We start from the raw sequence: 14,829 nt of genomic DNA, 5'->3' as shown, positions 1-14,829 counted from the left end.
ATATAGTGCTGTATGGGCCATACAGCACTATTTTCTAAACTTATTTTACTAATTCGTTGGTGTCTTCAGGCCACACATGAATAACCGCTTTAATAAGCGTTGCCAATGGGATTGCAAAAAATACCCCCCACACTCCCCATAAACCACCAAAAACGACAACAGATAAAATAATCACTAGTGGATGTAGATTGACGGCTTCTGAAAACAACAAAGGCACCACAACATTGCTATCCAGCCCTTGGATCACTAAATAAGCCAGCATCAAGTACCAAAACTCACTACCAATACCAAATTGAAATAACCCAACAATAACGACAGGAATTGTTGCTGCTACCGCACCAATATACGGGATCAAAACAGCAACCCCTACCAACACTGATAATAATACTGAGTACCGCAAGTCAAAATACGCAAAACATAAATAAGTGACGACACCCACAATCACCATTTCTGTTACCTTGCCACGTAGATAGTTGGTAATTTGCTCGTTCATTTCTACCCAGACTTTACCTACTAATAAACGGTTTTTAGGTAATAGCTTTAAAAAACTTTGGCTAATACGTTCTTTATCTTTTAATAGGAAAAATGTCATCAGTGGAACTAAAACCAAATAAACAGCTAAAGTAAAAATGCCAATTAGTGATGCCACAGACGCTTTTACGACAGAGTCTGCAATACCTGACATGCGACTGCGTAAATTATCAGCCATCATATCAATAATGCCAACATCAACCAATGCAGGGTATTGCTCAGGGAGTTTCTGTGCAAATTCATTGAAACGGTTAACCATATTCGGTAGATCGGCCATCAAATTAATACCTTGCTGCCAAGCTGTCGGCGCAATAATTAAAATCACCATGGCACTTATTCCCGCAAATAGGGTCAAAATGATACTCACAGCAAAAGAGCGTGATAACCCCGCACGTTGTAGTAAATGCGTCGGCCACTCGAGTAAATAAGCTAAAGCAATTGCTGCCAATAACGGAGCTAGTATACTGCTGAAAAAGAAGATGATCACAAAACCAGAAACCAGTAGTGTAAAAAGTGCAACGGCTTGTGGGTCAGCAAAACGCCGACGATACCACTGTAAAAACAATTCCAGCATTTGTAGCTCCTGGGGAAATAACACAAAGGACAGTTCTTAAATTATCGAAAATTATACCGAAGAACAGATTTAACGATAGCTTTTGCTATCATATGTTTTAAACTTTTCGAGTTATTTGCTGCCTTACCCTATATACACTCGAAATAAAGTCGGTACTTACCCTAAATTTTAAATGTTGTATGGGATACTCACGTTTCATGAAGAAAAAATTCAAACACCCATTATTGGCTTTCATGATCGCCGCACTGATGAACGGTGCAGTTTTACCTGCTTATAGTGCCATAGAAGACACCTTACCTGATATTGGCACCACAGCTGGGGGCACACTGAGCATCAACCAAGAAATTATTATGGGTGATGCTATTACACGCCAAATCCGTGCTAGTACACCACTCATTTACGACCCATTGTTGACTCAATATGTTAACAAACTTGGTATGCGGTTAGTAAAGAATGCCGATTCAGTTAAAACACCGTTTAAGTTTTATCTCGTTAATAACCCTAATATTAATGCTTACGCCTATTTTGGCGGTAATGTCGTATTACACTCCGCGCTATTTCGTTACAGCCAAAATGAGAGCCAACTCGCTTCGGTGATGGCCCACGAAATTTCACACGTCACCCAACGGCATCTTGCCAGGATGATGGAGGATCAAAAAAGTACCACCCCTCTTGCGATTGCGGGGACGATTGGTTCTTTATTATTAGTGATGGCAAATCCGCAAGCAGGTTTTGCCGCACTGACAAGCACGATGGCCGGTGTGCAACAAGGCATGATCAGCTTTACACAAGCGAATGAACAAGAAGCTGACCGTATTGGTTTACAAACACTAAGGCGTTCTGGTTTTGACCCCCATGCAATGGCTGATTTTATGCAAACGATGTCAGACCAAACACGCTATATGTCTAAACCCCCTGAAATTTTGCTAACACACCCCTTACCAGATAGCCGCTTAGCGGATGCTCGAAACCGTTCAAATCAATACGCTAAAGTCAGCGTGCCATCTTCACTGGATTTTATGTTAGCCAGAGTCCGTATATTGGCAATGTATAGTTCAGACCAAAAACATGCATTAGACCAGATTATTGAAAATTATGGGAAAGGCTCTGCACAAGAACAAATAGCCGCGCAGTATGGTAAAGCCTTGATTCTGTCGCAAGATAAAAAATACGCAGATGCAGGTAAAATCATGGCTGAATTATTAGCTAAACAGCCTGATAACCCTTGGTTTATCGATACTATGACGGATATTGATATTGAGCAAAATCGTGTATCAAAAGCCGTTACGCGCTTGCAAAATGCCTTGAAGAAATCCCCTCAAAATACGGTGTTTATTGTTAATCTTGCGAATGCATTAATTAATGACCATCAATATAAAGAAGCCAGAACCTTGCTAAATAAATACACTTTCGATTATCCAGATGACCCCATCGGTTGGGATCTACTGGCAGAGGCGTCTGCTAAACAAGGTAACCGTACTGAAGAGTTAGCAGCTTATGCTGAAGGTATGGCACTGCGCGGAAATTATGATACTGCGATTAATTATCTCACTGATGCTAGCCGTAAGAGCAAATTAGGCAGTTATGAACAACAGCGCTATGATGCGCGAATCGATGCACTGATAAAACTGCAATTACGTGATAAAAATGCAAAACCGTAAGGAGTTAATATAATGACGGATTCGATTAAGATTTACCACAACCCTCGTTGCTCTAAAAGCCGTGAAACCTTAGCCCTGTTAGAGCAAAAAGGCATTGTTCCCACTGTGGTTGAATACTTAAAAACACCCCCAACAACGGGTGAAATCAAAAAACTGCTCAAGATGTTAGGGTTTAAAGATGCTCGTCAGTTAATGCGCACCAAAGAAGATTTATATAAAGAATTGAATTTAAGTGATGACGGCTTAACACAGGATCAACTAATTAAAGCGATGCATGAAAACCCGAAGCTGATTGAGCGCCCTATTGTGGTTAACGGCGATAAAGCACGTTTAGGCCGGCCACCTGAGCTGGTACTTGAAATTTTATAAAAACTGTTTGGTGATAAAAGTCGTACTCAATATATTATTGAGTTTGACTTAAGTTACTTCTTCTCTTCCAAACATTGTTTAAAAGGCGATATGCATGAGTCTATCGCCTTTAGTTTTATATATTGATTTAATCAATAATATTGACTAGAGCTTTAAGATATCTTTGACAAATGGAATGGTGAGTTTTCGCTGTGCAACAATCGAGGCATGGTCAAGTTTATTGAGAATATCGAACAATGTCCCCATTTTTCTATCAAGACGTTTTAACACAAACCGGCAGACGTCTTCAGGAAGCTCAAAACCACGGATACGTGCACGTAATTGAAGAGCCCATATTTTATCTTCATCGCTAAGTGGATGCAGCTTGTAGATTTGCCCCCAATCAAGGCGAGAGGCCAAATCCGGTAATTTCAACTCAATCTGCCGTGGGGGTCTATCACCCGTAATTAACAGGCAAGTACGGCCAATTTCTAAAATACGGTTATATAAATTGAAAATAGCCATTTCCCATTCTTCATCACCCGCTATACATTGGATGTTATCGATACAAACCAATGATAAATGTTCCATGCCATCTAATACTTCAGGAACAAAATATGCACGTTTATCGAGTGGTACATAGCCTACAGCAACACCCTGTTCAGAAAGCTCAGCACATGCAGCATGCAATAAATGGCTTTTCCCACCACCTTCACGCGACCAATAATAGATATAGCTACCATGTGGTTGAATAATTGCAGACTGAATAGCAGACAACAACGCCCCATTCTCCCCGGCATAGAAGCTAGCAAAGGTTTCATCATCTGGAAGATATAGTGGTAATGAAAGCTGTGATGGTGTGTTCAGAAGCGCCTCTGGCTGTACAAATCAATTTTCATCTCCCAGTTTACCATAAAAAACGAGGAGAGATGAATAAGAACGGTTTCCAATTGCCGCCCAATATTTTGAGCGGCGTATTGAAAACAATGTGAATTATTTTTTATGACTATTAAGCTCTTGCACTTCTGATGTCACAAACTGTTTCTCAGGCCGGACAAAGGTAATAAAGCGGAATAACAATGCCATACAAATACCAACAATCGTAGCCAGTGCCATACCTTTAAGTTCTGCTTGACCAATATGGATCACCGCCCCACTGACACCAATAATTAAAATCACTGACGTCAAAATCAAGTTTTGCGGTTTGTTGTAATCCACTTTCGAATCAATTAAAACACGGATACCCGATGCACCAATTACCCCGTATAATAAGAGTGATACCCCACCCATCACCGGTACCGGCACTAATTGGATCGCCGCAGCTAACTTACCAATGCAAGAAAGTAATATCGCTATTACCGCTGCACCACCAATAACCCAAGTACTGTATACCTTAGTAATGGCCATAACACCGATATTTTCGCCATATGTCGTATTCGGCGTGGAACCAAAAAAACCAGAAATTACAGTAGAAAAACCGTTTGCAAACATAGAACGATGTAAGCCCGGTGTTTTCATCAAATCCCGTTCAACAATATTTGCAGTCACAACTAGGTGGCCAACATGTTCTGCAATTACCACTAATGCAGCAGGCAAAATGGTTAAGATAGCAAACCATTCAAAGCGTGGCGTATAAAAAGTTGGAATTGCAAACCAAGGTGCTTCGATTACGGGTGTAAAATCGACAATGCCCATAAAGTAAGAAAGTGCATAACCAACTAAAAAACCAATTAGAATCGGAATGATAGATAAAAAACCACGAAAAACAACCGCACAAAGGATAGTTACAGATAATGTCGTCAGGGAAATGATTAGTGTATTGCTATCGACTGTGGCGCCATCTTTAGGCAATAAGCCAGCCATACTTGCTGCTGTTTGAGCTAATTCTAAACCGATAACGGCAACAATCGCCCCCATAGCCGCGGGTGGGAACATCACGTTAATCCACCCCCTTCCCGCAACTTTAACAATCAATGCAACAAGACAAAACAATACACCACAAATAATAAAGCCACCCAGTGCCAATTCATAACCGAGTGGCAATAAAATCAATACCGGCGAAATAAAAGCAAAACTAGACCCTAAATAAGCAGGAATTTGCCCTTTACAGATAAATAAATACAACAGGGTGCCTATCCCGTTAAACAATAATATTGTGGCTGGGTTTACGCCAAACAGAATCGGTACGACAACGGTTGCGCCAAACATAGCAAATAAATGCTGGAAGCTCAGTGGTATGGTTTGGAGTAATGGCGGTCTTTCTTCAACACTGATGGTGCGACGTGTCATTTTATTTTATCCCCTTTTAGCAATTTTTTACTGAATTGGCTTATCACTTTAAATACAGTGGTTCTCTACGAATAAATCAAAAAAAAGCCGACTTCTCAGTCGGCTTATCATTATTTTGTACCAAATATCTTATCACCCGCGTCACCCAGACCCGGAACGATATAACCATCTTCATTAAGACGCTCATCTATGGAAGCGGTATATAATTCAACATCAGGATGTACAGCTTCTAAAGCTTTAATACCTTCAGGAGCAGCCACAAGCACAAGTATCTTAATTGACGTACAACCTGCATTTTTTAACAAGTCGATAGTCGCAATCATTGAACCACCCGTTGCTAGCATTGGGTCAACAACGAGTGCCATACGCTCTTCAATGTTGGAGGCGAGTTTTTGAAAATAGGGAACTGGTTGTAGTGTTTCTTCATCACGATAAACACCAACCACACTGATACGTGCACTTGGAATACTGTCTAACACACCATTCATCATACCAATACCTGCACGGAGAATTGGTACTACAGTGATTTTCTTACCTTTAATTTGTTCTATTTCTACAGGACCACACCAACCATCGATAGTCACTTTTTCAGTTTCAAGGTCAGCGGTTGCTTCATAAGTCAGTAGGCTACCAACCTCTGAGGCCAGTTCACGAAAGCGTTTAGTGCTTATATCATGATCTCGCATCAGGCCGAGTTTATGTTTAACGAGAGGGTGGTTTACCTCAACGATCTTCATGGTTTTCTCCTACTATTTAAGACGTCGGCGGACAAAAAAATCGCCGGATTATACCTCTTTTAGCTACGATTGCCACTAGATTACCCTTGACTTTGGTCAAAACAACAACAATTAGACCCATTTTTTTCATATTATAGCTTATCTCAGCTAAGTTGATATTTGATAAACAGCAATCACCATCTCCGTGACCTCATTTCTTTTGGCTGATGTTTATTTACTGAATATTGTCATTTCTTTTCCCCTGACAATGACAAAAATTTTCATTGATAAAGCTATCGCAAACGTTTGCCTAGCCTGTTAGAATAATGCTAATGAAGTTAATTTTCTCAAAATGTAATTGCCTTGGGGGCCGTAGTGACTGATAAAACCTCTCTTAGCTATAAAGATGCCGGTGTCGATATTGATGCAGGTAACGCCTTGGTTGAACGTATTAAAGGTGTGGTAAAGGAAACTCGCCGTCCAGAAGTCATGGGCGGGCTTGGGGGGTTCGGCGCATTATGTTCCCTGCCTCAAAAATATCGTGAACCTGTACTCGTATCAGGTACTGACGGTGTAGGCACAAAATTACGTCTAGCAATGGATTTAAAACGCCATAATACTATTGGTATTGACTTGGTTGCGATGTGTGTCAATGACCTAATCGTTCAAGGTGCTGAGCCACTGTTTTTCCTCGATTATTATGCAACCGGTAAACTTGATGTCGACACTGCGGCAAGCGTTATCACTGGTATCGCAGAAGGCTGTAAACAATCAGGCTGTGCATTAGTTGGCGGCGAAACAGCAGAAATGCCCGGCATGTACCATGGGGAAGATTACGACGTTGCAGGTTTCTGTGTCGGTGTCGTCGAACGCTCCGAGATCATCGATGGCAGCAAAGTCAGTGCAGGGGATGCATTAATTGCCTTAGCCTCAAGTGGTCCTCATTCAAATGGTTATTCTTTGGTACGTAAAATTTTAGACGTTAGCCAAACTAATCCGGAAACCACACAATTAGACGGTAAACCTTTAGCTGACCATTTATTAGAACCAACCCGTATTTATGTTAAAAACGTATTAGAACTGATTGCTAACCGTGATATTCATGCAATCGCACATATCACAGGGGGTGGTTTCTGGGAAAATATTCCTCGTGTATTACCTGATAACACCCAAGCAATTATTGATGGAAATAGCTGGCAATGGCCTGCTGTCTTTGACTGGCTACAACAAGCTGGGGATGTTAGTACCCACGAAATGTACCGCACTTTTAACTGCGGTGTGGGCATCATCGTCGCCTTACCACCAAGTGAAGTTGAAGCTGCTTTAGCATTATTAACCCAACTTGGTGAAAAAGCTTGGCAAATTGGTACTATTGGTGAGCTTCCTGTGGGGGAAGAGCAGGTTGTGATCCGCTAATGAAGAAAATTGTTGTTCTCATTTCAGGCAGTGGTAGTAATTTGCAGTCATTAATTGATAGCTGCCATTCAGGGGAAATTGATGCTCAAATTGCCGCGGTTGTGAGCAACCAAGGCAACGCTTATGGTCTTGTCCGTGCACAGAAGGCTGGGATACCCGCCTTCTACCTTGATGCGACACAATATACCGACCGCCAAGCTTATGACACCGCCCTGTTAGAATATATTGAACAATACCAGCCAGATTTAATTGTTCTAGCTGGTTTTATGCGGGTTTTAACTGCACCTTTCGTTAATCACTTTACGGGGAAATTGCTCAATATCCACCCTTCTTTATTGCCCAAATACCCTGGGTTACACACTCATCGGAAGGCGCTGGAAAATGGCGATAAAGAACATGGTACATCCGTACATTTTGTTACAGAACAGCTTGACGGTGGGCCTGTAATTTTACAAGCCAAAGTACCTATTTTCACTGGTGATACCGAAGAACTTCTTATTGAGCGCGTAAAAACGCAAGAACATACCATTTACCCAATCGTTGTTGAATGGTTTATTAGTGGCCGTTTGTCGATGCACGATGGTAACGCGTTATTAGACAACCAAATTTTACCACCGAATGGTTATTCTATTGCATCATCAACGCTATAATTTATATTGTTAGCTAAGGGCGGAGTTTCCGCCCTTTTCTCTTTTATTTTTAGCGGTTAATCAAATCCCTCTGCATAAAGTGAACTATTCTTCAACAAGGAGTAGATCTGTCTGTGCTGTGTCATTATTTTATCGAAAAACCATGTTATCCTAGACGCAACGTTTTTATAAATAACATTTTACTCACTAACTTAGAGGTGTTTTATGACTACCGGGCAAGTTCATCCGTTTAGGTTGCGCCCACTTGAACGTGAAGATTTAGCATTTATTCATCAACTTGATAATAATGCCAGTGTTATGCGTTACTGGTTTGAAGAGCCTTATGAGGCCTTTGTTGAGCTAAGCGATCTTTACGATAAACATATTCATGACCAATCCGAACGGCGCTTTATTGTTGAGAATGATAGCGAAAAAGTGGGTTTAGTTGAGCTTGTTGAAATTGACTATATTCACCGTCGCTCTGAATTCCAAATTATTATTGCACCAAACCATCAAGGTCGTGGCCACGCAAGTCGTGCAGCAAAGCTTGCAATGGACTATGCTTTCTCTGTATTAAATTTATATAAACTTTACCTAATTGTTGATAAAGAAAATATCAAAGCTATCCATATTTATAATAAACTAGGCTTTCATACTGAAGGTGAGTTGATTGACGAATTTTTCGTAAATGGGCGCTACCACACGGCTATCCGCATGTGTATTTTCCAGCATCAATATTTTGCGATGAAACAACAGTCTGCTAACCCAGAAAGTGTTGTTGCTCAAGATAAAGCGATTAAACAACATATTTAGTTAGCTGGCTGAAATCAAAGCCTTAAAAAGTAACAAGCGTCTAATACGGAGTTATAATGTCCCAAGAACGTCTCTATCATGAAAAAGAGTTAAGCTGGCTATCTTTTAACGAGCGCGTTTTACAAGAAGCAGCCGATAAGCGTAACCCTCTTATTGAGCGTATGCGTTTTTTGGGCATTTACTCCAATAACTTAGATGAGTTTTATAAAGTTCGTTTTGCTGATGTGAAACGCCGGATTTTAATCAATGAAGAACGCGGCTCAGCAAGTGGTGCCCGTCACTTATTAAAGCGCATCCAATCTAAAGTTGCCAAACAGGAACAAGAGTTTGACGTTCTGTATAATGATTTGTTACTTGAGATGGCTCGTAACCAAATATTTTTAATCAATGAACGGCAAATTTCCCCACGTCAGCAGATTTGGTTACGTCAGTATTTCCGGCAAAATCTACGCCAGCACATCACCCCCATTTTAATCAATCCAGATACTGATTTAGTCGAGTTTCTGAAAGACGATTACACCTATCTTGCGATAGAAATCATTAATGGTAACCACATTCAATACGCCTTATTAGAAATTCCATCTGATAAAGTTCCAAGGTTTGTTAACTTACCACCAGAAAAGCCGAAAAGACGTAAATCAATGATATTAATTGATAATATCTTACGTTATACCCTCGACGAAATTTTTAAAGGTTTTTTCGATTATGATGAGCTCAACGCCTATTCGATGAAAATGACCCGTGATGCCGAATATGACATCGCCTCAGAAATGGAATCGAGCTTGCTTGAGATTATGTCTTCAACGTTAAAGCAACGTTTAACCGCAGAGCCAGTTCGTTTTGTGTATCAACGTGATATGCCTGATGAAATGGTTGCTTTGTTACGTGAAAAATTGGGGTTATCTAATGACGACTCGGTCATTGCAGGTGGGCGCTATCATAACTTTAAAGACTTTATTAACTTCCCTAATGAAGGGAATAAAAACTTATTAAACAAACCTCTACCAAGGTTACGTCACCGCTGGTTTGATAATTTCCGCAATGGCTTTGATGCTATTCGAGAACGTGATGTACTGCTGTATTACCCTTATTATACCTTTGAGCATACTTTAGAATTACTGCGTCAGGCTTCCTTTGACCCTAATGTATTGTCGATAAAAATCAATATTTACCGTGTTGCGAAAGACTCTCGCATCATTGATTCCGTGATCCACGCCGCCCATAACGGTAAAAAGGTCACCGTAGTCGTTGAACTGCAAGCACGTTTCGATGAAGCCGCTAATATACATTGGGCTAAAAGACTAACCGAAGCGGGTGTCCATGTTATTTTCTCTGCCCCTGGCCTGAAAATTCATGCGAAATTATTTATCATTTCACGTATGGAAGAAGGCCAAATTATCCGCTATGCCCATATTGGGACAGGTAATTTTAATGAAAAAACCGCTCGGTTATATACCGACTATTCATTACTCACCGCTAACGAACAAATCACTAATGAAGTGCGCCGAGTATTTAGTTTTATTGAAAACCCGTACCGCCCAGTCACCTTTGACAACTTAATGGTCTCACCACAAAATACTCGCATTAAATTAATGGCTTTAATTGACCAAGAAATAGCCAATGCACTTTCGGGGCTTCCAAGCGGCATTACATTAAAAATTAATAATTTAGTTGATAAAGAACTCACTGATAAACTGTATGATGCCTCTAATGCAGGGGTTAAAATTCGTTTATTAGTCCGTGGCATGTGTTCTTTAGTGGCAGGTCAATCGGGGTACAGCGAAAATATTCAAGTCACCAGCATCGTTGACCGCTTTCTTGAACATGACCGCGTCTATGTTTTCACTAATGCAGGGGACGAAAAAGTGTTTATTTCATCAGCGGATTGGATGACTCGTAACATAGACTATCGTATTGAAGTTGCAGTGAGTTTAGTTGATCCTCATTTAAAACAACGTGTTTTAGATATTCTAGAATTGCAATTTAGCGATACAGTAAAAGCCCGTTATGTTGACAAAGATTTGAGTAATCATTATGTTCCTCGCGGAAATAAGCGAAAAATACGTTCTCAACTTGCTGTTTATGAATATTTAAAATCACTTGAAACACCAGATACCAGAGCTTGATACTATGCCAATAACTTCAACATCATCACCAAGGCCACAAGAAATTGCGGCAATAGATTTAGGCTCAAACAGTTTTCATATGGTCATCGCACGTGTTGTCAATGGGGCATTACAAGTGCTCACCCGCCTTAAAAAGCGTGTCCACCTTGCTGATGGGCTGAGTGATACCAACGAACTCAGTGAAGAAGCAATGGAACGAGGGCTTTCTTGTTTAGCTTTATTTGCAGAGCGTTTGCAGGGTTTTTCGCCTGATAATGTTTGTATTGTTGGCACCCACTCATTACGAGTTGCAACCAATGTGAAGCAGTTTTTGCAACGCGCCAAAGAAATTATCCCCTATCCCATTGAAATTATTTCAGGCCAAGAAGAAGCAAGGCTAATTTTTATGGGAGTTGAGCACACCCAGCCGGAGAAAGGTCGCAAGCTTGTTCTTGATATCGGGGGCGGCTCTACGGAAATCGTTATCGGTGAAAAATTTGAGCCACTACTCATTGAAAGCCGCAGAATGGGTTGCGTCAGTTTTGCTCGCACTTACTTTCCAAACGAAACCATTTCCCCTGATTTTTTTAATCGTGCTTATCTTTGCGCCTGTTTAAAATTAGAAAGTACGGCTATTTTATTTAAAAAATACACATGGGATGTTGCAATGGGGGCTTCTGGCACAATTAAAGCAACACATAGTGTATTACAAGAACTTGGCTATAAAGACGGTATTATTACTCGAGAACGACTGGCTGAAATTAAACAAATGGCGTTGAAATATAAGTCATTTAGCGCATTAAACATTCCCGGCTTGTCCAACGAGCGCAAGCAGGTTTTCGTTCCAGGACTGGCTATTTTATTGGCTGTATTTGATTCATTAGATATTAAAGAATTACGGTTATCCGATGGTGCTTTACGTGAAGGGGTTCTGTATGAAATGGAAGGCCGTTTTCGCCACCAAGATATCCGTCAACGCACTGCATTAAGCCTTGCCGAGCACTATAATATTGATAGAGAACAAGCAAAGCGCGTTCTAAAAACCATGGAAGAGCTGTATTACCAGTGGGGTCAGCAAAACCCCAAACAGCTTAATCCTCAATTAGAATCTATTTTGATTTGGGCAGTTATGCTGCATGAAGTCGGGTTAAGTATTAATCATAGTGGCATGCACCGCCATTCTGCCTATATTTTACAAAACACTAACCTACCCGGTTTTAATCAAGAGCAGCAATTATTATTAGCCACGCTAGTCCGTAATCACCGTCGAGCCATAAAATATGACGATATTCCCAAATTTAATCTGTTTAAAAGAAAACAATTTATGCCGCTAATTCAAATCTTGCGGCTTGCCATATTATTAAATAACCAACGCCAATCAACAACAACCCCGACTTCATTACGAATAGAAACAGATGAAGGCCACTGGGCACTCTATTTACCAGAGGAATATCTCGTGCAGAATGCCTTGATGGCCCTGGATTTAGAAAAAGAAAGTGATTATTGGGAGGATGTTCCTGGTTGGTCATTACGTATTAGTGCGGAAACCAAGTAACTTACGCCATTATTGTAGTGATTTCTTCTGATTTTATTGGTTGATTACTGTGAAATCACTGCCTATTTAATTCAACTGTTTGAAATATTATTTAAATGGGCGACAATAATGATAATAAATTTCGTCCCCTCGTAGGCGAATTAATATAAAGCGCTGTGCGCTGTTATTGCTTTAAGGATTAAAATGTCACAACCTGCTTTCTCAATCGATGCGGTACCAACAGTAAACCCGCACTCACAAAAACTGGCGCATATCCGCCAGCAAATTCTGACGTTATTTTTAGACGACGAAGAGTTCGTCCATGCACTTGTTGAAAATGATCAACACGTCAGTATTGATGACAAAGCAATTAGTGAAAAAATCAATACTGTAAAAGAGTTACTTCTTGACCTGCACACCGCTGATATCGCGGATATTTTAGAGATGCTCCCATACGATGAGCGTCTCGCACTATGGCGCCTTGTTGATAATAACGAACGCGGTGAAGTGCTAGTTGAAGCCTCTGTTTCTGTCTGGGACAGTCTAATCAAGGATATGTCAGATAGAGAACTTCTGCGCGCAGTTGCTAACCTGCATGTTGATGAGCAAGCTTATATCGCGGAACACTTACCCCGCGATACGATGCGTAGATTACTAACCTATTTAGAACCCAGCTTACGTAGCCGCATCCGAGAAGTCTTGCAATACGCAAAAGATAGCGTTGGGCAAATGATGGACTTTGAGTTCGTCACCGTCCGTCCAAATGTCGCATTAAAAACGGTTCAACGTTATCTACGGCAACGAGGCAAAATCCCAGAAGCAACGGATAAAATTTTCGTTGTAGATAACAATAATTATCTACAAGGTGAATTACCATTAACCACGATTTTAACACAATCACCCGATAAAATCGTTGCTGAGGTCATGCGAACAGACACCGTCACCTTCTTACCCGATGAAAAAGGCGAAGATGCAGCAAGCGCGTTCGAACGCTATGACTTAATTTCCGCCGCTGTCGTAGACAGCAATGGCTTGTTAATGGGCCGTCTCACCGTTGAAGATATCGTTGATAACATCAGCGAAGAAAATGATAACAGTATTCGTCGTATGGGGGGGTTAAGTCCTGAAGAAGATGTCTTTGCTCCCGTAGGCCAAGCAGTCAAAACCCGTTGGACATGGCTTGCTATCAATTTATGTACCGCCTTTGTCGCTTCCCGAGTTATCGGGGTGTTCGAAGATACGATTTCCCAATTAGTTGCCCTCGCCACTTTAATGCCTATCGTCGCTGGTATTGGCGGTAATACAGGTAACCAAACTATCACTATGATTGTCCGTGCTATAGCGCTTCACCAGATTCAAAGCGGTAGTTTCTCTTTCTTAATGCTCAGGGAGCTTGGCGTTGCCTTTATTAATGGTATTGTTTGGGGAGGTATAATGGGTGTCGTTACCTACTTCCTCTATGGCGATATTGCGATGGGAGCAGTCATGACACTGGCTATGGTTCTAAACTTATTAATGGCCGCGATTATGGGTGTGCTTATCCCGCTAATCATGATAAAACTAGGTAAAGACCCTGCTATTGGCTCCAGTGTGATGATCACTGCAATTACAGATACAGGCGGTTTCTTTATTTTCCTAGGCTTAGCCACCCTTTTCTTAGTTTAGCTGTCTCTATGCATGTCCAGTTACCTTTCTGGGCATGCGTCTTTATCACTAGTAATCCCTTTCTTTAATACATTTCAAATTGTTAACTTTTAGTCACTGTCGGCTCTTTAGTCATGTTCATTTTTGCTAAAGATGTTTAGTTAGAATAATGACTATTTAGGATCACAGTATTTCCCTAGCAACTCTTATAATATTTTTTGTTATTCAAAAACGTAAGAAATTATTAAATTAATATTAATTAGCTAAATAAAACCCTGTTTTCGATATACGATATTCTGCAAATTTCATAATATTAACATCATATAAGGCTATTCACTGCCAGAGTGGGCGCTTAATTTAACTAATAGCAACTAACCAGAATATGATTCTTGTTTTTGGTGCCGAGGTTTACAAAATATAGAATTTCCTGCTATAAATAGCATATGCAAAAAGATACTGTGTATTAAACTAAGTTATACCCATCCAACGTTTATGCCTCTTATCTGCACCCAATAAATATGATTAACTCATTATTTTGAGCAACTGCTTGTTATCTTGAATTTATCCTA

11 protein-coding genes and 1 pseudogene are annotated in these 14,829 nt (G+C 40.5%); 8 read left to right on the top strand and 4 right to left on the bottom strand.

Translation table 11 applies throughout. The annotated features are described in order from the left end of the window. Positions 1 to 40 precede the first annotated feature (40 nt). Positions 41 to 1,105, bottom strand: coding sequence for an AI-2E family transporter (locus ABE954_RS10135; protein WP_042843543.1), 1,065 nt, complete (start codon positions 1,103 to 1,105; stop codon positions 41 to 43). A gap of 197 nt (positions 1,106 to 1,302) precedes the next feature. Here ABE954_RS10135 and ABE954_RS10130 point away from each other — a divergent pair, with 197 nt between their 5' ends. Both ABE954_RS10130 and arsC read left to right on the top strand, forming a co-directional pair. After that, a complete protein-coding gene (locus ABE954_RS10130; protein WP_129465984.1) occupies positions 1,303 to 2,766 on the top strand; it encodes a M48 family metallopeptidase in 1,464 nt (487 codons plus the stop codon). A gap of 12 nt (positions 2,767 to 2,778) precedes the next feature. Then, positions 2,779 to 3,135: an arsenate reductase (glutaredoxin) gene (arsC, locus tag ABE954_RS10125; protein ID WP_129465985.1), complete on the top strand. Its 357-nt coding sequence runs from the start codon at positions 2,779 to 2,781 to the stop codon at positions 3,133 to 3,135. Between the two features lie 144 nt (positions 3,136 to 3,279). Here arsC and hda read toward each other — a convergent pair whose 3' ends face one another. From hda to upp, 3 genes are all read right to left on the bottom strand, one after another. After that, positions 3,280 to 3,981, bottom strand: a complete 702-nt coding sequence (hda, locus tag ABE954_RS10120; protein WP_042843540.1) for a DnaA inactivator Hda — start codon at positions 3,979 to 3,981, stop codon at positions 3,280 to 3,282. A gap of 126 nt (positions 3,982 to 4,107) precedes the next feature. Further along, entirely contained in the window at positions 4,108 to 5,403 is a 1,296-nt protein-coding gene (gene uraA, locus ABE954_RS10115; RefSeq protein ID WP_042843539.1) for a uracil permease, read from the bottom strand. Positions 5,404 to 5,513: 110 nt separating this feature from the next. Further along, the gene (upp, locus tag ABE954_RS10110; protein ID WP_042843538.1) at positions 5,514 to 6,140 is read right to left on the bottom strand and encodes a uracil phosphoribosyltransferase; all 627 of its coding nucleotides are present in this window, start codon (positions 6,138 to 6,140) and stop codon (positions 5,514 to 5,516) included. A 354-nt stretch (positions 6,141 to 6,494) separates the two neighbouring features. Between upp and purM the strand changes: the two genes are divergently transcribed. The 6 genes and pseudogenes from purM to mgtE all read left to right on the top strand — a co-directional run. Continuing rightward, the gene (gene purM, locus ABE954_RS10105; protein WP_042843537.1) at positions 6,495 to 7,535 is read left to right on the top strand and encodes a phosphoribosylformylglycinamidine cyclo-ligase; all 1,041 of its coding nucleotides are present in this window, start codon (positions 6,495 to 6,497) and stop codon (positions 7,533 to 7,535) included. Beyond that, positions 7,535 to 8,185, top strand: a complete 651-nt coding sequence (gene purN, locus ABE954_RS10100; RefSeq protein WP_042843536.1) for a phosphoribosylglycinamide formyltransferase — start codon at positions 7,535 to 7,537, stop codon at positions 8,183 to 8,185. The genes purM and purN overlap by 1 nt, the downstream gene beginning before the upstream one ends. 204 nt (positions 8,186 to 8,389) lie before the next feature. Then, a complete protein-coding gene (gene speG, locus ABE954_RS10095) occupies positions 8,390 to 8,977 on the top strand; it encodes a spermidine N1-acetyltransferase (RefSeq protein ID WP_131680719.1) in 588 nt (195 codons plus the stop codon). Between the two features lie 56 nt (positions 8,978 to 9,033). Further along, positions 9,034 to 11,103 (top strand): polyphosphate kinase 1, encoded by a 2,070-nt coding sequence (gene ppk1 / locus ABE954_RS10090; RefSeq protein WP_042843534.1) that lies wholly within the window; start codon positions 9,034 to 9,036, stop codon positions 11,101 to 11,103. A 4-nt stretch (positions 11,104 to 11,107) separates the two neighbouring features. After that, positions 11,108 to 12,637, top strand: a complete 1,530-nt coding sequence (ppx, locus tag ABE954_RS10085; protein WP_042843533.1) for an exopolyphosphatase — start codon at positions 11,108 to 11,110, stop codon at positions 12,635 to 12,637. Between the two features lie 372 nt (positions 12,638 to 13,009). Then, positions 13,010 to 14,281, top strand: a pseudogene (mgtE, locus tag ABE954_RS10080) (magnesium transporter); the annotation flags it as partial. Between the last annotated feature and the right edge of the window lie 548 nt (positions 14,282 to 14,829).

Source organism: Providencia sp. TYF-12 (genome assembly GCF_041344805.1).
In the GTDB taxonomy this organism is placed as follows: Bacteria; Pseudomonadota; Gammaproteobacteria; order Enterobacterales; family Enterobacteriaceae; genus Providencia; species Providencia huashanensis.
Note: the sequence above shows the minus strand (reverse complement) of the source record. Positions and strands in the feature narration are given on the sequence as shown.

Excerpts from the sequence above, each read along its gene's own strand:
- ABE954_RS10135 (WP_042843543.1), bottom strand. The coding sequence starts at position 1,105 with ATGCTGGAATTGTTTTTACAGTGGTATCGTCGGCGTTTTGCTGACCCA.
- ABE954_RS10130 (WP_129465984.1), top strand. The coding sequence starts at position 1,303 with ATGAAGAAAAAATTCAAACACCCATTATTGGCTTTCATGATCGCCGCA.
- arsC (WP_129465985.1), top strand. The coding sequence starts at position 2,779 with ATGACGGATTCGATTAAGATTTACCACAACCCTCGTTGCTCTAAAAGC.
- uraA (WP_042843539.1), bottom strand. The coding sequence starts at position 5,403 with ATGACACGTCGCACCATCAGTGTTGAAGAAAGACCGCCATTACTCCAA.
- upp (WP_042843538.1), bottom strand. The coding sequence starts at position 6,140 with ATGAAGATCGTTGAGGTAAACCACCCTCTCGTTAAACATAAACTCGGC.
- purN (WP_042843536.1), top strand. The coding sequence starts at position 7,535 with ATGAAGAAAATTGTTGTTCTCATTTCAGGCAGTGGTAGTAATTTGCAG.
- speG (WP_131680719.1), top strand. The coding sequence starts at position 8,390 with ATGACTACCGGGCAAGTTCATCCGTTTAGGTTGCGCCCACTTGAACGT.
- ppk1 (WP_042843534.1), top strand. The coding sequence starts at position 9,034 with ATGTCCCAAGAACGTCTCTATCATGAAAAAGAGTTAAGCTGGCTATCT.
- ppx (WP_042843533.1), top strand. The coding sequence starts at position 11,108 with ATGCCAATAACTTCAACATCATCACCAAGGCCACAAGAAATTGCGGCA.